General features: G+C 70.5%; 11 protein-coding genes. 3 read left to right on the top strand and 8 right to left on the bottom strand.

What is annotated here, in order from left to right; all coding sequences use genetic code 11:
- Positions 1-145: 145 nt before the first annotated feature.
- The 4 genes from BKH20_RS03375 to BKH20_RS03360 all read right to left on the bottom strand — a co-directional run bounded on the left by BKH20_RS03375 (position 146) and on the right by BKH20_RS03360 (position 9,142).
- A complete protein-coding gene (locus tag BKH20_RS03375; protein WP_070659372.1) occupies positions 146-1,750 on the bottom strand; it encodes a SpaH/EbpB family LPXTG-anchored major pilin in 1,605 nt (534 codons plus the stop codon).
- An 89-nt stretch (positions 1,751-1,839) separates the two neighbouring features.
- Positions 1,840-6,024: a SpaA isopeptide-forming pilin-related protein gene (locus BKH20_RS03370; RefSeq protein ID WP_256693012.1), complete on the bottom strand. Its 4,185-nt coding sequence runs from the start codon at positions 6,022-6,024 to the stop codon at positions 1,840-1,842.
- A 383-nt stretch (positions 6,025-6,407) separates the two neighbouring features.
- Positions 6,408-8,054 carry a DUF7059 domain-containing protein gene (locus BKH20_RS03365; RefSeq protein ID WP_075389936.1) on the bottom strand — a complete coding sequence of 549 codons (1,647 nt, stop codon included), beginning with the start codon at positions 8,052-8,054 and terminating at the stop codon, positions 6,408-6,410.
- A gap of 77 nt (positions 8,055-8,131) precedes the next feature.
- Positions 8,132-9,142: an MsnO8 family LLM class oxidoreductase gene (locus tag BKH20_RS03360; protein ID WP_070659362.1), complete on the bottom strand. Its 1,011-nt coding sequence runs from the start codon at positions 9,140-9,142 to the stop codon at positions 8,132-8,134.
- A gap of 421 nt (positions 9,143-9,563) precedes the next feature.
- Here BKH20_RS03360 and BKH20_RS03355 point away from each other — a divergent pair, with 421 nt between their 5' ends.
- Complete coding sequence (locus BKH20_RS03355) at positions 9,564-10,142, top strand: peroxiredoxin (RefSeq protein WP_070659360.1); 579 nt, start codon at positions 9,564-9,566, stop codon at positions 10,140-10,142.
- Positions 10,143-10,201: 59 nt separating this feature from the next.
- Positions 10,202-10,732, top strand: a complete 531-nt coding sequence (locus tag BKH20_RS03350) for a carboxymuconolactone decarboxylase family protein (RefSeq protein WP_070659358.1) — start codon at positions 10,202-10,204, stop codon at positions 10,730-10,732.
- A 94-nt stretch (positions 10,733-10,826) separates the two neighbouring features.
- On the opposite strand, the gene BKH20_RS03345 is transcribed toward BKH20_RS03350, so the two are convergent.
- From BKH20_RS03345 to BKH20_RS03330, 4 genes are all read right to left on the bottom strand, one after another.
- Positions 10,827-11,339, bottom strand: a complete 513-nt coding sequence (locus tag BKH20_RS03345; RefSeq protein ID WP_070659357.1) for a PH domain-containing protein — start codon at positions 11,337-11,339, stop codon at positions 10,827-10,829.
- Positions 11,340-11,423: 84 nt separating this feature from the next.
- Entirely contained in the window at positions 11,424-12,746 is a 1,323-nt protein-coding gene (locus BKH20_RS14520) for a hypothetical protein (protein WP_256277341.1), read from the bottom strand.
- A complete protein-coding gene (locus BKH20_RS03335) occupies positions 12,743-14,008 on the bottom strand; it encodes a TadA family conjugal transfer-associated ATPase (RefSeq protein ID WP_075389935.1) in 1,266 nt (421 codons plus the stop codon). Before BKH20_RS03335 ends, BKH20_RS14520 begins: the two co-directional genes overlap by 4 nt.
- Positions 13,996-15,087, bottom strand: coding sequence for a cellulose synthase operon protein YhjQ/BcsQ (locus BKH20_RS03330; protein WP_256693019.1), 1,092 nt, complete (start codon positions 15,085-15,087; stop codon positions 13,996-13,998). Before BKH20_RS03330 ends, BKH20_RS03335 begins: the two co-directional genes overlap by 13 nt.
- A gap of 353 nt (positions 15,088-15,440) precedes the next feature.
- Between BKH20_RS03330 and BKH20_RS03325 the strand changes: the two genes are divergently transcribed.
- On the top strand, positions 15,441-16,370 hold the full coding sequence (locus tag BKH20_RS03325; RefSeq protein ID WP_075389933.1) for an HAD family hydrolase: 930 nt from the start codon (positions 15,441-15,443) through the stop codon (positions 16,368-16,370).
- The last annotated feature ends 30 nt before the right edge of the window (positions 16,371-16,400 follow it).

Here is a 16,400-nt window from a genome sequence, read left to right as displayed (position 1 = left end):
ATCGGTTGTGGCTTTAACGATTGGCAGGGAGGATCCCTGTGACGCCCTTGTGGGGGAGACGGGTTATCCCGCCTCCCCCACAAGGAAGCAGTCAGCGTGATGACGGCCGGCTGGGGCCGGTCACCTCAGTGGCTGCCAAGGGCTGTCAGTGCTTGGCAGCGTGACGGCGCTTGTTGGCGTAGGCGACCACCGCGCCACCGGCCACCAGCAGGGCGCCGGCGACGGTCAGGAAGATGACGCCGTTGGCACCGGTCAGCGGCAGGCGGAAGCCGGCGTTCTTCGGGACGTCGGTGACGGTCACCTCGGTCGGGACCTTCCCCTCGGCGTCATCGGCCAGGACCCGGAAGGGGATCGGGTCGGCCTGGAGGCTGTAGCCCTCAGGGGCCTTGGTCTCCACGAGGCAGTAGTGGTCCTCATCGGTCAGCTGGTCCTTCTTGACGCCGTCGACGTAGTCATTGGCGCGCAGCGAGTTGATGGTGACCGTTCCCTGGCCGGCGGTGGTGAAGGTCTTCTCCCCACCGATGGTCAGCGGGTCGACGGTCGGCGTGCTGGGGTCGGCGTCGCGCAGCGTGGCACCGCTGGCGGTCTTGGTGCACTCGTAGACCTGGAACTCGGCGCCGTTGTACTTGGTCTTGTCAGCCAGCTTGTCGGTACCGGTCTTGGTGACGTTGACCTTCCCGTACTTGGTGAGCACGGGGGTGGTGGGGATACCGGGGACCTCCGTGGTGGTGCCGGGGTTGTTGGGGTCCCAGGTGAAGTTGGGGCTGTCGTTGGGGATGAGTCCCGCGGTGTTGGACAGCACGCCCTCGAGGTCAACGGACTTGGGGTCGAAGGTGGCGGTGAGGGTCACCTGGAGCTTGGTCTCGCCGTTGCCGTTGTGACGCGCCTCGGCGGCCTTGCGACGTCCCTCCTCGGTGAGCTGGATGGTGGCCCAGTTGTGGTCTTGACCGTCAGCGGTGATGAGGGTGTAGTCGGTGGTGTCCGCCAGGGTCACCTCGTTCTGACCGACGATCTTGACGACCGGGGCGAGGGTGTTCTTGTTGATGCGCTTGTCGAGCCGGTCAACGACCTCGTAGCGCTTGATGCGCGCGCCACCGGGGTAGTCCACCTTCGGGATGGAGGTGGTGATGGTGTAGGTGAGGTCCTGGCCGGAACCGGGGGCCTTCTTGTCCGCCACCTGCTTGTCCACACCGGAGAGGGTGTTCTTGGGGTAGACGTGGACGTTGTAGTTCCACTTGGTGGTGTCCTGCGGGTTGGTCATCGGCAGGGTGACGACGAAGTCCTCGGCCGGGATGACCTTGTCCGGGGTCTTGGTCTCGCTGACGAGGTAGGCGCCGACATCGGTCTGAGCGTCGGTGAAGGAGGCCAGGCCGTCAGCACCGGTGGTGATCTTCTGGACGGTGTTGCTCTTGAGGTCACCGGCCTTGGCCACATCGCCCTTGATCTCGGCGAGCTGCTTCCAGCCCTCGGAGGTGGTCAGATCCACGTTCAGCTTGGTGATGGTGAACTCGACGCCGGAGACGGGCTTGCACTCGGCCTGGGGGTCCTCGTTACCGGTCCCCTCCGTGACGCCGTTGGTGTCGGTCTGCTCGCACTTGTGGACGGTCAGCGTCGTGGCCGCGTCGGGGTCGATGGTGGATCCGTTCGGGTCAGCTGGTGCCGCCACGCCGGTCGGGGCGATGAGCGCGCCGACGGCGAGCGTCATCGCAGCGGCGAGGCCAAGGCCCCGGCGCGTGTTGAGGGAGTGCATTTCTGGTCTCTCCTGTGTTGTTGGGATGAATGAGGGATAAATGGGGTGACCCGCGCGCGACGGAGCGGAGTCCTGGGTTCTTCTCGCGATCAGGCCGAGAGCCCGAACGAGGAAGTCTTTCGTTGCCGCAGCGCCAGCAGGCCGGCGCCGGCGATGGCCGCGATACCGACGGCGATGTTCATTCCGATGCCGCGGCCGCCGGACAGGGGCAGGGTGCCGACCTGAACGTCTCGGACGGTGATCGTGTCGTCGGACTTGCTGGCCCCGCTGCGCGAGACCGTCAGGGCCGAGCCACCGGGGTCGGGGGTGATGAGCTCGATGCCCGTGTCGGTCACCTTGAAGCGGGCCGGCTTGGCCATGAGCTGGTGCCCGGCGGGAGCCTTGGTCTCCACCAGCCAGTACTCGCGGTTGATGGCCAGTCCTGTGGTGGTGAAGGTTCCGGTTCCCTTGCCGCCGGTGAAGGTCACGCCGTCGGACAGGGGCTTGGCACCCGGAGAGGAGGGGTCCATCGGGTAGATGTCGAAGGCCGCGTCATCCAGGGGGCCCTGGCTGCCGGTCTTGATGATCGACAGGATGCGCTTGCCGGCATTGGGCGAGACATTGGCACAGGCCACGTCGTGGTCGGGCCGGGTGTCGGAGTCCTTGCCCTCCTGAGGAATGACCTTGTTGTACAGGCCGTGGCCGGGGACGAGGCGCTCCTTGTCCGTGGTGCAGGACAGCAGCTCATCGCTGTATCCAGCGGCTGACGGGTCGATCGTCACCGTGAAGGTGATCGTGTAGCGGATCGTCAGGCCCGAGTAGAGCTTCTCATTGTCGGACAGGCGGTAGGAGCCGTCGGGCTGGGCCGCGACCGTCCGGGCCGGTCCCATCTCGCGCTGCACCTTGACCAGGGTCGGGTTGAGCCCGGGGGCGAAGGAGGGCTTGTCGTTGATCGGTCCGGTCGACACGGTCAGCGATCCCTCGTTGACCACGCTCACGGTGTAGACGACGTCGAAGGTCGAGCCGTTGCCCGGCTGGGTGGTGACCTCCTTGGAGAACTTCAGCTTGCCGTCGGTGGACAGGCAGCCGTGGTTGTTCTCCTCGCCGTCGGTGTCCCCCTCCATGGCGATGGTGTTGACCAAACCGGAGGGCTTGCCGTCGGCGCGCTGGTGGCCGCACTGGAAGTCGGACTCGTTGTAGCCCGGGGTGTTCTCGCGAACGGTAAAGGTCATCTGCATCGTGAAGGTGCGGCTGCCACCATCGGCCCCGGCCCGGGGAGCGGCGGCGAGGGACTCGCCGGTGCCCCCCTTGATGAGGGTGATCGGTCCGTTGAAGGTGCCGGTGGTGTCGTTCCTCCCGGGGAGGGTCACACCCTGGGCGTCCACGCCCTTCTCCAGGATCCGCACCTTGTGCAGGTAGGTGCCGGCGGGCATCTGCGGGGTGTCGGTGAGGTCGGCGACCACCGGGCTGGCGACCACGGAGGTGTTGGTGACCGTCACCGTGTAGCTGGAGGTGAAGGTGCCATCGCTGTTGCGGACCACGTCGAGCGGGGTCTTGGAGGCCTTGAACTGGGGGTTGATGGGCAGGGTGCCGCAGGCTGCGGCCTCCTTGGGCTGCCCGTCGCCCTTCGTGGTCACCGAGGCCTTGTTGTAGACGGCCTTGCCCTGACCGACGGCGTCGGGGGTGCAGGTGCCCTGGATGCCGGGCAGTCCGGCGTCGGGTCCGGAGACGTTGAGCACCACCGTGTAGGTGTGCTTCTGGCCCGCGGGCAGGGTGATGCCGGTCTTGGTGTAGGGGACCCCGGCTTGAGGCGTCTCGGTGCCAGCGATGGCGCCACCGGAGATGCTGACCTTGTGGACGGTGACCCCGTTGGGGACCTGCCAGGCGTCATTGAGGTCGTAGGTGAGGCCCGCCTTGGCGGAGGGGTTGGTCACCGTGATCGTGTAGGTCTGGTCGAAGGTGTTCTTGCCGTCGACCTTCTCGGTGCTCTTGGTGACCTTGGCGAAGGTCTTGTCGATACCGGCGTGCGGGACGACGGAGTTGACGACCTTGATCCGCACGGCACCCTGCGTGGAGTCGGGCACGGTGAAGGTGACACCGCCGGCGTTGCCGTTCGCCGGGGCCACGGCGGTGGAGGCGAGCTCCTTCTCCTGGTTGCCGGGGTTGGTGACCACCTTGAAGGCGGCCGGGTCCTTCCAGCTGATGCTTCCGCCGGCGGGGGTTGCCGGCTGCTTGAGTCCCCTGGCGTCACGAGCATCCTCGGTGACGGTGCAGGTGGCGCCCACGTGCTGGGCGGGCAGGTCCGCGACGTTGCCCTTGGCGTCCACCGTGATCTTGCCGGTGGAGGTGCCCTTGCCGTCGGGGCCCGGGGTGCAGGTGTAGCTCAGGGAGTAGGAGCCCGCCGTGGCGGCGTCGGAGGCACCGTCGACGCTCTTGACCGCGCTGACGGGGGTCTGCTGGGGCTTCTGGTGCACGACGCAGGTGACGTTCTTTCCCTCGCCCAGCACGAACTTGTTGTCCGCGCTGACGGGCACGTTGCTGCCGTCGTCGTTGGTGCACACCCAGGGGCCGTTCTGCGAGTAGCCCTCGGGGCCGTTGCTCGTGGACAAACCGTAGGTGCCGCCGGCGGTGTAGACCTTGCTGACGGCGGGCGTGCCACTGGCACCGGTGATGGTCTTCTGTCCGAAGAGCCCCTCGGTGGCGGGCTTGGCGGTCATGGTCCACTGCTCGGGCCTGGCGCTGCCGCCGTCGACGACGGTCACGAGGGTGACGCGTCCACGGCCGACGACGTACTCGTTGTGCCAGACGCACTTGACTCCGACCTCGTCCTGGTGCTCGGCGAGCTGGGTCTCATCGAGGCGGATCGTGCGTTTGTCGAGGTCCACCGAGTCGGACTCGTCCAGGCGGGTGATTCCGTCACGGCGCAGCAACGGAACGTCGCCACTACCCACCGTGCAGCTGACATTGCGCAGGAACCACCCGGATGTCCAGACCTCACCGGTCTTCCGGTCGACGGAGGCCTGCGGACTGGTGCCCGTCTCCTGCACCGTGGCGGCATCGTTGGGGGCCAGCAGGGGGTAGGAGGTGGGGTCGACGTCCTCAGCGTTCCAGGTGGGGGTCAGGGGGCTGGGGGTCCCCCACTTCTGCGCGCCGTAGGTTCCCTCCGGTGAGGCGTTGGCGTACTTGAAGGTGGGGATCGTCAACGATCCTTGAACCGATGAGTCCGCCTTGACGTCCTTGGCGAAGGTGACCGGACGCTCCTGCTCGATGGAGCCGTAGAGGCAGCCGAAGGAGGTGGCGTTCTCGCGAGTGATGAAGCGCTCCTCCAGCTGGGAGGTCTGCGCCTTCTCCAGGTCAGCGAGGCACTGCTGGTCCGATCCGTTGTTGACGAATCCCCACAGCTTGAGCTTGTACTTGATGCCGGTGTTCGGGTCCGTCCAGGCGGTGTCGGAACGGTCGGACTCGATGTCGAGGATGTCGTCGGCGCAGGAACGCCCGTTCTTGTCGGTGAAGGCCTGCGTCATGTAACCGTTGAACCAGACCAGGGATCCGTTCTGGTACATGTAGGTGTAGGTCCGCCCGTCGTAGCGACCGACTTTCCCGTTGCGGTCATAGGCGTAGGGGGTTGCCACCGTGTCCTGTTCAGTGGCGTAGTCGCCGATGACGAGCTTGCCGTCCGACCCGAGCTTTCCGGTGCACGTATTGATGGTGTCGAACTCCTTCCAGGGGAAGTTCGCCTCGATCGTGCCGGCGGTACGGATGTTGAAGCTGCCGTAGTAGGAGGTGCCGCCCTCGGCGGGGTTCGTGACCCGGCTGCTGTCGGTGTACACCGGGCTGTTGACGTGCCTCATCCGACCGACGAGGAAGACCTGACCAACCTTGACGCTCGTCGTGTCGGAGGGCTGGAAGCCCAGCGAGGTCTGGCTCCGGTCGGCGGCCTCCCCCTTGTAGACGTCGGGGCAGCTGTTCTGTTCCCAGCGGGGGCGCCCGTAACCGACCGCCGCATACTGGCCGCTGCTGCCGCGCACCATGTCAGTCCAGTAGAGGTTGCTTCCCGGCGTGTAGCGGATGCAGGCGCGGGTCCTCCCCCACTCCCACGGGTACGAGGTGTAGGAGCGTCCGTCACTCGCGGTGTCAGTAATACGATCACTACTCTGAATAGTGCGCACATAGCCGATCTGTGCCGAGGTGTCCCCCAGAGGAACATCCAACTCTCCGGTGGCGGCGTCCGCGGACGGCGCCGTCCACGGGAGCGACACCATGGTCACCAGGACGATGGCAAGAGAACCGACCACCGCAAAGAATCTGCGCAGTAGTCCTTTGCGCCCGCACCGCGAGCGAAGTGATGACTGGGACATGCCGATGGATTCCGATCATGAGGGACGGGTGCGCGGGGAGCGCACAAAAATGTGACTGCTAAGGAATGTAGGTCATTCGACCTCTTCCCCAACACCTCAGAAGCGGTTCGCGAGGCAACGATCATGCATCATCGCACGTCACAGACGACTTTCCCCTGAAATAGCAGCGGTCAGTCAGAGTTTCATTTCCATATCATTGATGACGAAGATGTCGCGGTGATCAAGAAATGACAACGCTGAACCCGCGTATATCTCGAGATGGAATCATACCCACCGGGCGCTCGACACTATCCGCCTCTCCGAGGCCCAGCAGCTCATCGTCACTTTCCCAGGCGCAGGAATCCCGTGGTCAGAAGATGACGGGCCGCCTCAACCATCTCCGCACGCAGCGCGGCAGCATCTGCTGCGTTCAGCTCACTGAGCGCGGCGACCGCGGAGGCGACCTGTCCGACGCTCAGCTCGCCGTCGGCCACCCCGGCCAGTGCGGCCACCGCCGTCGAGGCCTGCAGAGCGCGCCCCAGTCCTCCGCCCTGACGCAGCAGGATGACCGTGGGCTCGGCTGCACCCGGGATGAGGTGACGCTCCTCGGTGACGTCGGGGGCCAGGAGCGGGTGCAGGTCGGCGACGGCCTCGTCGTCGAGACCGGCGAGCTGCTCGCGCACCTCCAGCACCTCGGCGACATGGGGCCCCAGAACCCCCTGACCGGAGGTGGTCACCTCCTCCAGGAGGCGCCAGGGCTCACGGTGGCGCCGAGGACGGTGGACGATGAGGTAACCGAAGCCGACACCCCGGACGTCACGAGCCTCGAAGTCGTCGATCCACGCCTCCAGGGCGGCGTCGAAGCCCCCGGCGTCACGCTCGGGGGTCAGGCCGCCGTCGCGCAGCCACATGGTGGCGTACTCCACCGGGTCCTGGAGCTCGCGCTCAATGACCCAGGCATCGAGCTCCTCGGGGACCCAGGCGGCCACGGCGTCGCGCCACGAGCCGGTACCACGGTGCTCCCAGTTGCCGAGCATGACGGCGACCGCGCCGGGCTCGAGGTGCTCGCCGAGACCGGCGACGAGCCCCGGCAGGATGGGGCCGCCGGCGTCGCGGTACTCCATGAGGGGCAGGCCGGCCTCGCGCACCGCCGGTGGGGTGAGGACGAAGGGCGGGTTGGAGGCGATGAGGTCGAAACGACGCCCGACCACCGGCTCCAGGAGGGAACCGCGCAGGAGCTCCAAGCGGCCGGAGCCGAGGACCGGCTCGGAGCCGGCGTCGGGAGCACCGGAAACGTTCACGCCGGCCAGGGCGGCGTTGAAGGCGGTGAAGGCCAGGGCGCGCGCGGAGATGTCGGTGGCCACCACGTGCTCGGCGTGACGCAGCAGGTAGAGGGTCTGGATGCCGCAGCCGCAGCCCAGGTCCAGAGCAGTACGGACCCGCGTGCGCGGGGTCAGGCCCGCCAGGGTGAGGCCGGCGCCGCCGACCCCCAGGACGTGGTCGGGGGCCAGGGCCCGGCCGGTGACGAGCTCACCCAGGTCGGAGGCCACCCACCAGCGGACCTCTCCGGCGTCATCAACGGCCTCGTGGGGGCGCAGGTCAACACGGGCACGGACGCATCCGGCCCGGTCGGGCTCGCCGACCAGGCCAATGGCGGCAGCGCCCACCGCAGCAGTGCGGGGCAGGGCGGCGTCAAGGGCGGTGGCGGGGACCGGCTCACCAAGCATGAACAAGGCGGTCAGGACCGCCACGGGCGAAGGCGTGGGCCCGGCGGTCAGGGCGGCGCGCACGGCTCGCAGGGCGGGCAGGCGGATCTCCCGGCGCAGGGCAGCGTCGACGGCCTCGCCCAGGAGGGCGGCCACCGCCTCCACACCCCAACCGGAGTCGGTCAGGTCCGCCCGCAGGCTCGCCGCCTGCTCGGGCGTGGCCGCCGGAGGTGGGAAGGAGGACGACGGATCAGAGGCGGACCGGGCGCTCGCGGGGCTCATGGGACCGACCGTAACGCGGGGCGCCGCTCATATCTGGCGCCCCGCCGCATACAGGACGGCGGCGCTCACCCGCCGGCTCACAGGAGGCGGGCGGCGAGCTCGGCGTACTGGCGGGTCTTGACCTCGACGTCGTCGATGTAGCTGATGAGCATGACCTCCTCGGTGCCGTGGTTCTCGGCGAAGGAGGACAGGGCCTGGGCGACCTCGTCGTAGGTGCCCACGATGATGGCGGTGTCGCGCTCGAGGTAGCGCTCGACCTCGGCGCGGTAGGCGGCATCGAGGGTGGCCGGGTCGCGGAAGCGCATGGGGCGGCCAGTGCGCAGGCTGAAGCGGGCATCGGCGGCCACGAGGGCCTGCTCGCGGGCCTCCTCGCGGGTGGCGGCGGCGCTGATGCACAGGGCGGAGAGGGTCTGGCCCCCGTGGATGGGGCCGCGGCCGGGGCCCTCGGGGAGGTGGGCGCGGTAGTGGTTCATGATCTCGACCTGCTGGCGGCCGGTGAAGAACTGGGCGTAGGCGTAGTTGAGGTCGTGGGCGCCGGCCCAGGCGGCCGACTGGCCAGAGGAGCCCAGGAGCCAGACCTCCGGCATCTGGGCAGGGAGGGGACGGACCTCGATGGAGGCGTAAGGGTGGGTGGCCGGAAGATCGTCGCGCAGGAGGGCGACGGTCTCCTCGATGAGGGCGTTAATGGCGTCGGGGTCGATGACGCAGCCCTGGTTGAGGGCTGCGGCCGCGCGCATGTCCCCGCCGGGGGCGCGGCCCAGACCCATGTCGACGCGGCCGGGATGGAGGGTGGCCAGGGTGGCGAAGCGCTCGGCCATCTGGAGCGAGCCGTAGTGCATGGCCATGACGCCGCCCGAGCCCACCCGGATACGGTCGGTGGCGTCCAGGATGTGCATCATGAGCAGGTCGGGCGCCGAGGACAGGAAGGAGCCGGTGCTGTGGTGCTCGGCCAGCCAGAGGCGGTGGTAGCCGGCCTCCTCCAGTCCGCGCCCCAGGCGGACGAGGTCCTCCAGGGTTCGGCGGGCCTGCCCTCCCTCGAAGAGCGGAACCTGCTCGAGGACGCTGATCCGGCTAAGACGAGGACTCATGGCTTCTCCTGACCTGGGGTGCGCGGGCGTGAGGCGACAGTGGGACAACACCGCGGGGCGGCGACTCATTCCGGCTGCGCGGCCGGAGCAGGCCTGGCAGTGGAGGCAGTCAGCCGACGAGCATCGTTGGGCACCGAGCCGCCCGCCCTCTACCCGGCGCGCCGGCGGGCCTCGCACGCCCCGCCCCGTCAGGAGACCGGCCCGCGGGCCCGAGCAGCCGGCGACCGAGCCGTGTCACCGCACCGACATCAGATAAGGTGAACCTTTATAAAAATAGGATAAGTTTTAGTTGCGCTTATGAGGCTGGCCCCTTACGGTTGGACCGACGGAGCCGCCCTGCGCCGGCCCTACCCGGGTCGGTGCAGGTCAGCGCAGACCCACACCCACTCGCACCGTGATTCGCACGATTCAGGAGGCACCCATGGCCGTTCTCACCATCGGAGACCAGTTCCCCGCCTACGAGCTCACCGCCGTCGTCCCCGGCAACCTCAAGGAGGTTGAGGCCAGCAAGCCCGAGGACTACTTCACCACCGTCTCCTCGCAGGTCCCCGCCGGCACCTGGCGCGTCGTCTTCTTCTGGCCCAAGGACTTCACCTTCGTGTGCCCCACCGAGATCGCTGCCTTCGGCGACCTCTACCAGGACTTCAAGGACCGCGACTGCGAGGTCGTGGGCGTCTCGGTGGACAACGAGTACACCCACTACGCCTGGCGCCGCAGCCACGACAAGCTCCAGGACCTGCCCTTCCCCATGGCCAGCGACCTCAACCGCGAGCTCACCGAGGCCCTGGGTATCAAGCGCCCCACCGGTGAGGCCGACCGCGCCACCTTCATCATCGACCCCCACAACGTCATCCAGTCGGTCTCCGTGACCGCCGACTCCGTGGGCCGCAACACCGAGGAGGTCCTGCGCCAGCTCGACGCCCTCCAGTCCGACGAGCTGTGCGCCTGCAACTGGCAGGCCGGCGCCGCCACCATCGACGCCCTGAGCCAGATGAGCTGACGGGCCGCCGCCCCAGCCCCCTGACCTTCACCACCTGAACGACGACGAAACGAGAACACATGAGCATCGACAACCTGCGTTCCGCCCTGCCCGAGTGGGCCAAGGACCTCTCCCTGAACCTGTCCACCCTGTCCCGCTCCTCCTCGCTGACCGAGCAGCAGCAGTGGGGCACCTTCGTGGCCGCGGCCGCCGCGACCCGCAACGAGTCCGTCCTGGTCCAGGTCATGGAGGACGCCCGCACCCACCTGTCCGAGGAGGCCATCAGCGCCGCCCTGGGCGCCGCCTCCATCATGGCGATGAACAACGTCGCCTACCGCACGCGTCACTTCCTGGGCTCGGCCTACGACAACGAGCGCATGGGCCTGCGCATGAACATCATCGGCTCCTCCGGTGGCGTGGAGAAGGTCGACTTCGAGCTGTGGAGCCTGGCCGTGTCCACCATCAACGGCTGCGAGAAGTGCGTGACCGCCCACGAGGCCACGGTGCGCGGCGAGGGCCTGAGCACCGAGCAGGTCTGGGAGGCCGTGCGCATCGCCGCCACCCTGACCGGCGTGGCCCAGGCGGTCGGCGTCGTCGAGACCCTCGACTGACCCGATCACCACGATTCAGACGGCGGCCGCCGGCTCCCTCTCTGGGGGGACCGGCGGCCGCCGTCTTGTCTGCGTATCTGCGCCTCCGTGCCGCTCAGCTGCGGGGGTCGGCGTCGATGGCGCCCTGGGTGTCGTTGAAGATCAGGTTGGAGATCTCCACCTGGACCGTCTCCACGTGGGGGACGTCGTGCAGGAGGAGCGGGTCATCGGCGGAGGTCTGAAGCGCCAGCGTGCCGCAGCCGAAGAAGCGGTCGGTGACGTCCTTGTCCAGCTGGATGTCGGAGATCCGGGTCAGGGGCAGGTCGTGGCCGATGCGGCTGATGATGCCCGAGCGGGTGATGATGCGCTTGGTGGTGATCGTGTAGGTGTGCATGTACCACTGCAGCCACGGCAGGAGCAGCAGGGGGATGCTCACGACGAGGATCGCCACCCAGATCGCCAGGATGCCCCAGGGGCGCCAGGTGGCGGGGGCCATGACCGAGGCGACGACGCCGACCACGAGCAGCAGGATCTCAACGACGAACCGCCACAGGAGGACCTTGATGTGGGTGTGCATGTGCCGCACCACGACCTCGTCGCGGCTCAGCATCTTCTTCGACAGTGCCATGCCCCCATCGTGCCAGGCCGCCGGGGGTCCGCGCACCTGAAAGGGCAGGAGTACCCGCTTGTGCGGGTATCGGACGGGGTGCCTTCACCTGGTGAGCATGCTCATGCCGACTGAGGCGACGACCGGCGCGATCCCCAGGATGACGAAGGCCGGCAGGTGGCAGGCGCCCAGCGGCAGGACCAGGCGCACCGCCAGGCGCTCGGCGGCCTCCTCGTCGCGGGCGTGCCGCCCCGCGCGCAGGCTCGCCGCCGTCGCCTCCAGGAGGGCGGCCGGCGAGGCACCGTCCTCCCAGCCGGGGCGCAGGCAGGACTCCAGGCGGGAGCGCCGCGCCCTCCACTGATCGTCCTCGGGCGCCTGCCAGGCCTCCTCCCACGGGGCTCCCAGCAGCAGGGCCCGCCCTACGACGCCGGCACCCTCCTCCTCCAGGGCATGGCCCAAGGCGGTCAGCACCCCGGGCACCGAGGCCCCGGCGCTCAGGGCGGCGGCGGCCAGGTCCAGGACCAGGGCCTCGTCGACGACGTCGCCCTCGGCGGTCGCGGCGCGGATGAGGCGCCTGGTCACCAGGTGCCCCACGACCATGAGCCCGATGCCCAGCGCCCCCACGGCGCTGCCGAGTCCGCCGTCGAGCAGGAGGGAGGCGGGGTCGGCGCCCACGAGCATCCCCAGTCCCAGGCCGACCACGGGCAGGCAGGCCAGGATCCGGGCGGTGCTGCGGGGACCGGCCAGGGCGGCCCGCCGGGAGGCCTCGGCGCGACCGGACTCGGCCACCCCGCCGGCCACGGTCTGGAGGATGTCGGCCAGGGGCGCCCCCAGGGCGGTCGACAGGCGGCAGGAGGCGATGGCGCCCACCGCCCCGGCGGCGGTGGCCCGCCGCTGCCGAGCCCGCCGCCCCCGCGAGGGCGGGCGCCAGTGCAGGTGCCCGCCACTCCATCGGGGCAGCCACGAGTCGTGCTGGAGGTTCGCGAGCGCGCGCAGCACGGGTGGGACGCCGTCCTCGTCGGGCTCGACGCCCTCGGTGAGGCCGGCGCGCAGGCAGGCGCGCGTCCAGGCCCGTTGCGCCGTTGCGCCGGCGCGCAGGAGGCTGGCGACCTCGGTGAGCAGCAGGCCGAGGTCCGGTTCGGGCGCCCCGGTGCGTCGGGAGCGCAGCGCGGCAAGCGCCGCCTGCCGCATCGGCGGGCGAGCCTGGGCCACGGGGGTGCCCGTGATCCAGCTGCGGGGCAGGCCTCGGCGGGCCGGCAGCAGGAGCACGGCGGCGGCCAGAGCGACCAGGACCGCCGCGATCCAGGCGCCGGGCACCAACCCGCCCGCCGACCCACCCAGCTGCCCGGCCAGGTGCCCGGCCGGGGGCAGGGGCGCGACGCCCACCGCCATGGAGGTCATGCCAGTCATGCAGGCCGTGCCGGTCATGTGGGTCTCCTCTCCCCCAGGCCCAGCTGTTCGTCGAGGCCAGTGCGGGCGAAGACCTGCGGGCCGACCCGCTCCCGCAGCGCTGATACGGCCGGGCCGGGGCTCAGGCGGCCGTCGCCCGTCACGTGCAGGGCCTCCTCACAGATGAGGACCGCTCCGGCCGGGGACGCCTCGCGCCGCAGCACGCCGATGGAGGCGACGTAGCGGCGTGCACCGGAGGCCCCGGCCTGCCGGCGCAGGTGGACGACGGCGTCGAGGGCGCTGGCCGCCTGGGCGGCGACGGCCGCCTCGTCGAGTCCCGCGAGCGCCCCCAGGGCGGTCAGGCGGGCGGGGACGTCGGCGGGCGAGTTGGCGTGGAGGGTGGCCCAGCCGCCCTCATGCCCGGTGTTGAGGGCGGTGAGGACGTCGCGCACCTCGGGGCCACGGCACTCGCCCAGGACGATCCGGTCGGGCCGCATGCGCAGGGCGGTGCGCACCAGGGAGGTCATGGAGACCGCCCCGACGCCCTGGACGTTGGCGCCGCGCTCCTGGAGGTGGACGACGTGGGGGTGATCGGGGCGCAGCTCGCTGGCCTCCTCGATGCACACGATGCGCTCGGTGGCCGGGACGAGTGAGAGCAGAGCGGCCAGGAGGGTGGTCTTGCCGGTGCCGGTGGCGCCGGTGACCAGGCAGCTGGCGCGGCCGGTCACGAGGGCGGCCAGGACCTCGCCCAGGCCGGGGGCGATCGTGCCGGCGGTGGTGAGCTCGTCCAGGGTGAAGCCGCGGCGGCGCTTGGTGCGCAGGCTGATGAGGGTGCCGTCGGCGCTCAGGGGCGGCAGGACCGCGTTGAGGCGGGTTCCGTCGGGCAAGGTGGCGTCGACGACGGGGCAGGCGTCGTCGAGGCGCTTGTGGGCGGAGGCGGCCATGCGCACGGCCAGGGCCCGCACCTCGGGCTCGTCCATGGTCGCCTCGGGGACGGGTTCGAGGCCGTGTCCCCGGTCGATCCAGGTGCGCCCGCCGCTGACGAGGACGTCGGTGACGCCGTCGGTCTCGATGAGGGGCTGGAGGAGCGGCCCGGCGCCGTCGACGTCGGCACGCACCCGCTGGCCCAGGCGCGCCATCCCCACCTGTCCGGTGGCGGGGGCGGCGGCGTCGTTGAGGGCCTCCTCCAGGGCGACGCCGCGGGCCAGGGCGCTGCGGACGCGGGCCAGCTCGGGGCCGTCTGTCCCGGTCCCGCCGGAAGAACCGGGAACTCTAGGCTGATCGGGACTCACCGGGACCATGACTGCCTCCTCGACTGATGGCCTGACTGGTTTGCTGGCTGGTTCGCTGACCGGCTCGCTGAACAGCTCCCCGGCGTCGTGGCATCGGCGAGCCGGGGCAGTAGCTCCCTGGCCAGGGAGCCGGCGGCGCGCCTGATGGCCGAGCGGGCCCGCACCGGGTCCTCCCCGAGGGCCACCCGCTTGGCCAGGACCCGGTCGGTGGGGACCTGCCCCAGGACCGGGCAGCCGGTGATGAGCTCGAGGTCCTCGGCGACGACGTCCTCACCCACCTGGCGCGCCACGAGCCAGACCGGTACCCCCGCAGCGGTGTCGGCGGTCTGGACGACGGCGGCCTCAGCGTCGGCGGCCTGGGCAGCGGCAGGCGCCGTGCCTCGCAGTCGCGAGGCGATGCTCTCGGCGGCCACGGCCGAGCGCAGGTCGAGCCCGGTAAGGATGAGGACCCCGGCGCCCGGGGGCGGGGGCGCCCCTCGGGGCAGGTCCACCAGCACGACGTCGTGCTCGGCCCGCATCGCCTCCAGGACCGCCTCCGCGCAGGGCAGGGGGCCTCCGCGCACGTCCCCGGTGAGGACCGGCATGGCGTGCCACACGGGCAGGGCCCCGACGAGGTGGCCGGGTCGGAAGGCCGACTCCTCGGCCGGCAGGTCCGCCCAGCGCAGCCCGGTCAGGACGCTCTGCCCGCACAGGAGGTCCAGGCCGCCGGTGGGGTCGAGGTCCATCATCGCTACCCGCCTGCCCGCGCGGCCCAGCGCCCATGCCAGGTGCAGCAGCAGGACACTGGTCCCCAGTCCCCCGCGGGCGCCGGTGACGGCCAGGACCTGGGCGGCGCGGCCCGAGCCCGTCGCCCCTTCCCCCGCCTGCGCCTCACCACCGGGCTGCGCAGGCCGGCCGGCGGTGGGTCTCAGGGGAGGGAAGGAGACGTCCCGGCCGTCCCACACCGGCCTGCGCCCCATCGCCGGCCTGACCCGGGTTGCCCGCGTCGCCTTGGCCACCCCCGTCGCCTCCGACGTCGGGTCCTTCTCCCCCGGCTCCGGTTGTCCCCTGCCGTCCCCCGCGGGAACGGGCGTCTGCCTCACGGGCATCCTCACCGGCATCGTCCTCTCCTCACACATGTCTCGACGTTGTCCCGCGCCCTTCCCCGCGGCCTGCCGGCCGTTCCCGCAGCCGTTGCCACAGCCGCCCTCTTGGTTCCCCGGCCGGCGCCCTGTATGGCGGTACCGCGGTGCCGCAGGCGACTCCCCACCAGGGTGGGGGCCCGCCCGCGGCTGCGCCCGGCGGCGGCGTCAGGCCTGTGGAGACGGGTCGCAAAATCGGGCCTGTGGCCCCGCGTCCGCCGCGAAGGGCTGCGGCCGATCGGGAGCCGGCGGTGATGACGGAGGCAACCGCGGAGCTGACACGCCTGACACCGGCGGTCCCCTCATGATGAGATGGGTCCATGAGCGCGCAGGACCGCGCAAGCGTCCCCTCCCAACAGCCAGCGACGTCACCGGTGACGGCACCGACCGCCCCACCGGGGGCGTCGGAGCGCCCCCCTGCCGGCCCGCCCCCCACCGGGCACCGCGCGGCGGCCTACTTCGATTTGGACAAGACGATCCTGGCGACGTCGTCGACCTGGGCGCTGGGCACCCCGATGCGACGCAGCGGCCTCATCTCCTCCCGCGCCCTGGCCCACGGGCTCATCGCCCAGATTCCCTACCTCCTAGTGGGCGCCGGCTCCCAGCGCTCCAGCAGCCTCATGGAGCACCTGGCCCTCATGTCCGCCGGTATCAGCCGCCGGGACCTGGTGGAGGTCGTGGAGGGCGCCCTGACCACGGCCATCGAGCCGGCCGTCTACGCCGAGGCCCTCGACCTCATCGAGGGCCACCGCCGGGCCGGGCACGACGTCGTCGTGGTCTCGGCCTCCATCACCGAGATGGTCGCCCCCATCGCCCGTCTCGTCGGGGCCGACCGGGCCGTGGCCACCCACATGGAGGTCGGTGAGGACGGCCTGTTCACCGGGCGCATCTCCCGCTCCATGCTGCACTCGGAGAAGGTGGTGGCGCTGCGCGAGGACGCCGCCGCCCACGGCATCGACCCGTCCCGGTGCTGGGCCTACTCCGACTCCATCTCCGATGAGCCGATGCTCAGCGCCGTCGGCCACCCGGTCGCAGTCAACCCCGATAGGGACCTGCGGCGCCTGGCGCAGGAGCGGGACTGGCCGGTGCGCGACTTCGCCCGCCCGGTGCGGCTGCGGCCGCGCTGGGAGCCACCGAGCCTGTCGACCCGGGCCTCGATCATCGCCCACGTGGCCAGTGTGCTGGCCGTCGGGGGCACCGCCGCCTGGCTCATGGCCCGACGCGGCCCGCGCGCCGCCCGCGGCCTCTGAGTCCTCCGGCCGGACTCAAGCCGGGCTCGC

Source organism: Actinomyces oris (assembly GCF_001937445.1).
GTDB lineage: Bacteria > Actinomycetota > Actinomycetes > Actinomycetales > Actinomycetaceae > Actinomyces > Actinomyces acetigenes.
This window is presented reverse-complemented; position numbering and strand designations above follow the sequence as displayed.

Coding starts and splice junctions, on each gene's coding strand:
- BKH20_RS03375 (WP_070659372.1), bottom strand. CDS start 1,750: ATGCACTCCCTCAACACGCGCCGGGGCCTTGGCCTCGCCGCTGCGATG.
- BKH20_RS03365 (WP_075389936.1), bottom strand. CDS start 8,054: ATGAGCCCCGCGAGCGCCCGGTCCGCCTCTGATCCGTCGTCCTCCTTC.
- BKH20_RS03360 (WP_070659362.1), bottom strand. CDS start 9,142: ATGAGTCCTCGTCTTAGCCGGATCAGCGTCCTCGAGCAGGTTCCGCTC.
- BKH20_RS03355 (WP_070659360.1), top strand. CDS start 9,564: ATGGCCGTTCTCACCATCGGAGACCAGTTCCCCGCCTACGAGCTCACC.
- BKH20_RS03350 (WP_070659358.1), top strand. CDS start 10,202: ATGAGCATCGACAACCTGCGTTCCGCCCTGCCCGAGTGGGCCAAGGAC.
- BKH20_RS03345 (WP_070659357.1), bottom strand. CDS start 11,339: ATGGCACTGTCGAAGAAGATGCTGAGCCGCGACGAGGTCGTGGTGCGG.
- BKH20_RS14520 (WP_256277341.1), bottom strand. CDS start 12,746: ATGACCGGCACGGCCTGCATGACTGGCATGACCTCCATGGCGGTGGGC.
- BKH20_RS03335 (WP_075389935.1), bottom strand. CDS start 14,008: ATGGTCCCGGTGAGTCCCGATCAGCCTAGAGTTCCCGGTTCTTCCGGC.
- BKH20_RS03330 (WP_256693019.1), bottom strand. CDS start 15,087: ATGCCCGTGAGGCAGACGCCCGTTCCCGCGGGGGACGGCAGGGGACAA.
- BKH20_RS03325 (WP_075389933.1), top strand. CDS start 15,441: ATGAGCGCGCAGGACCGCGCAAGCGTCCCCTCCCAACAGCCAGCGACG.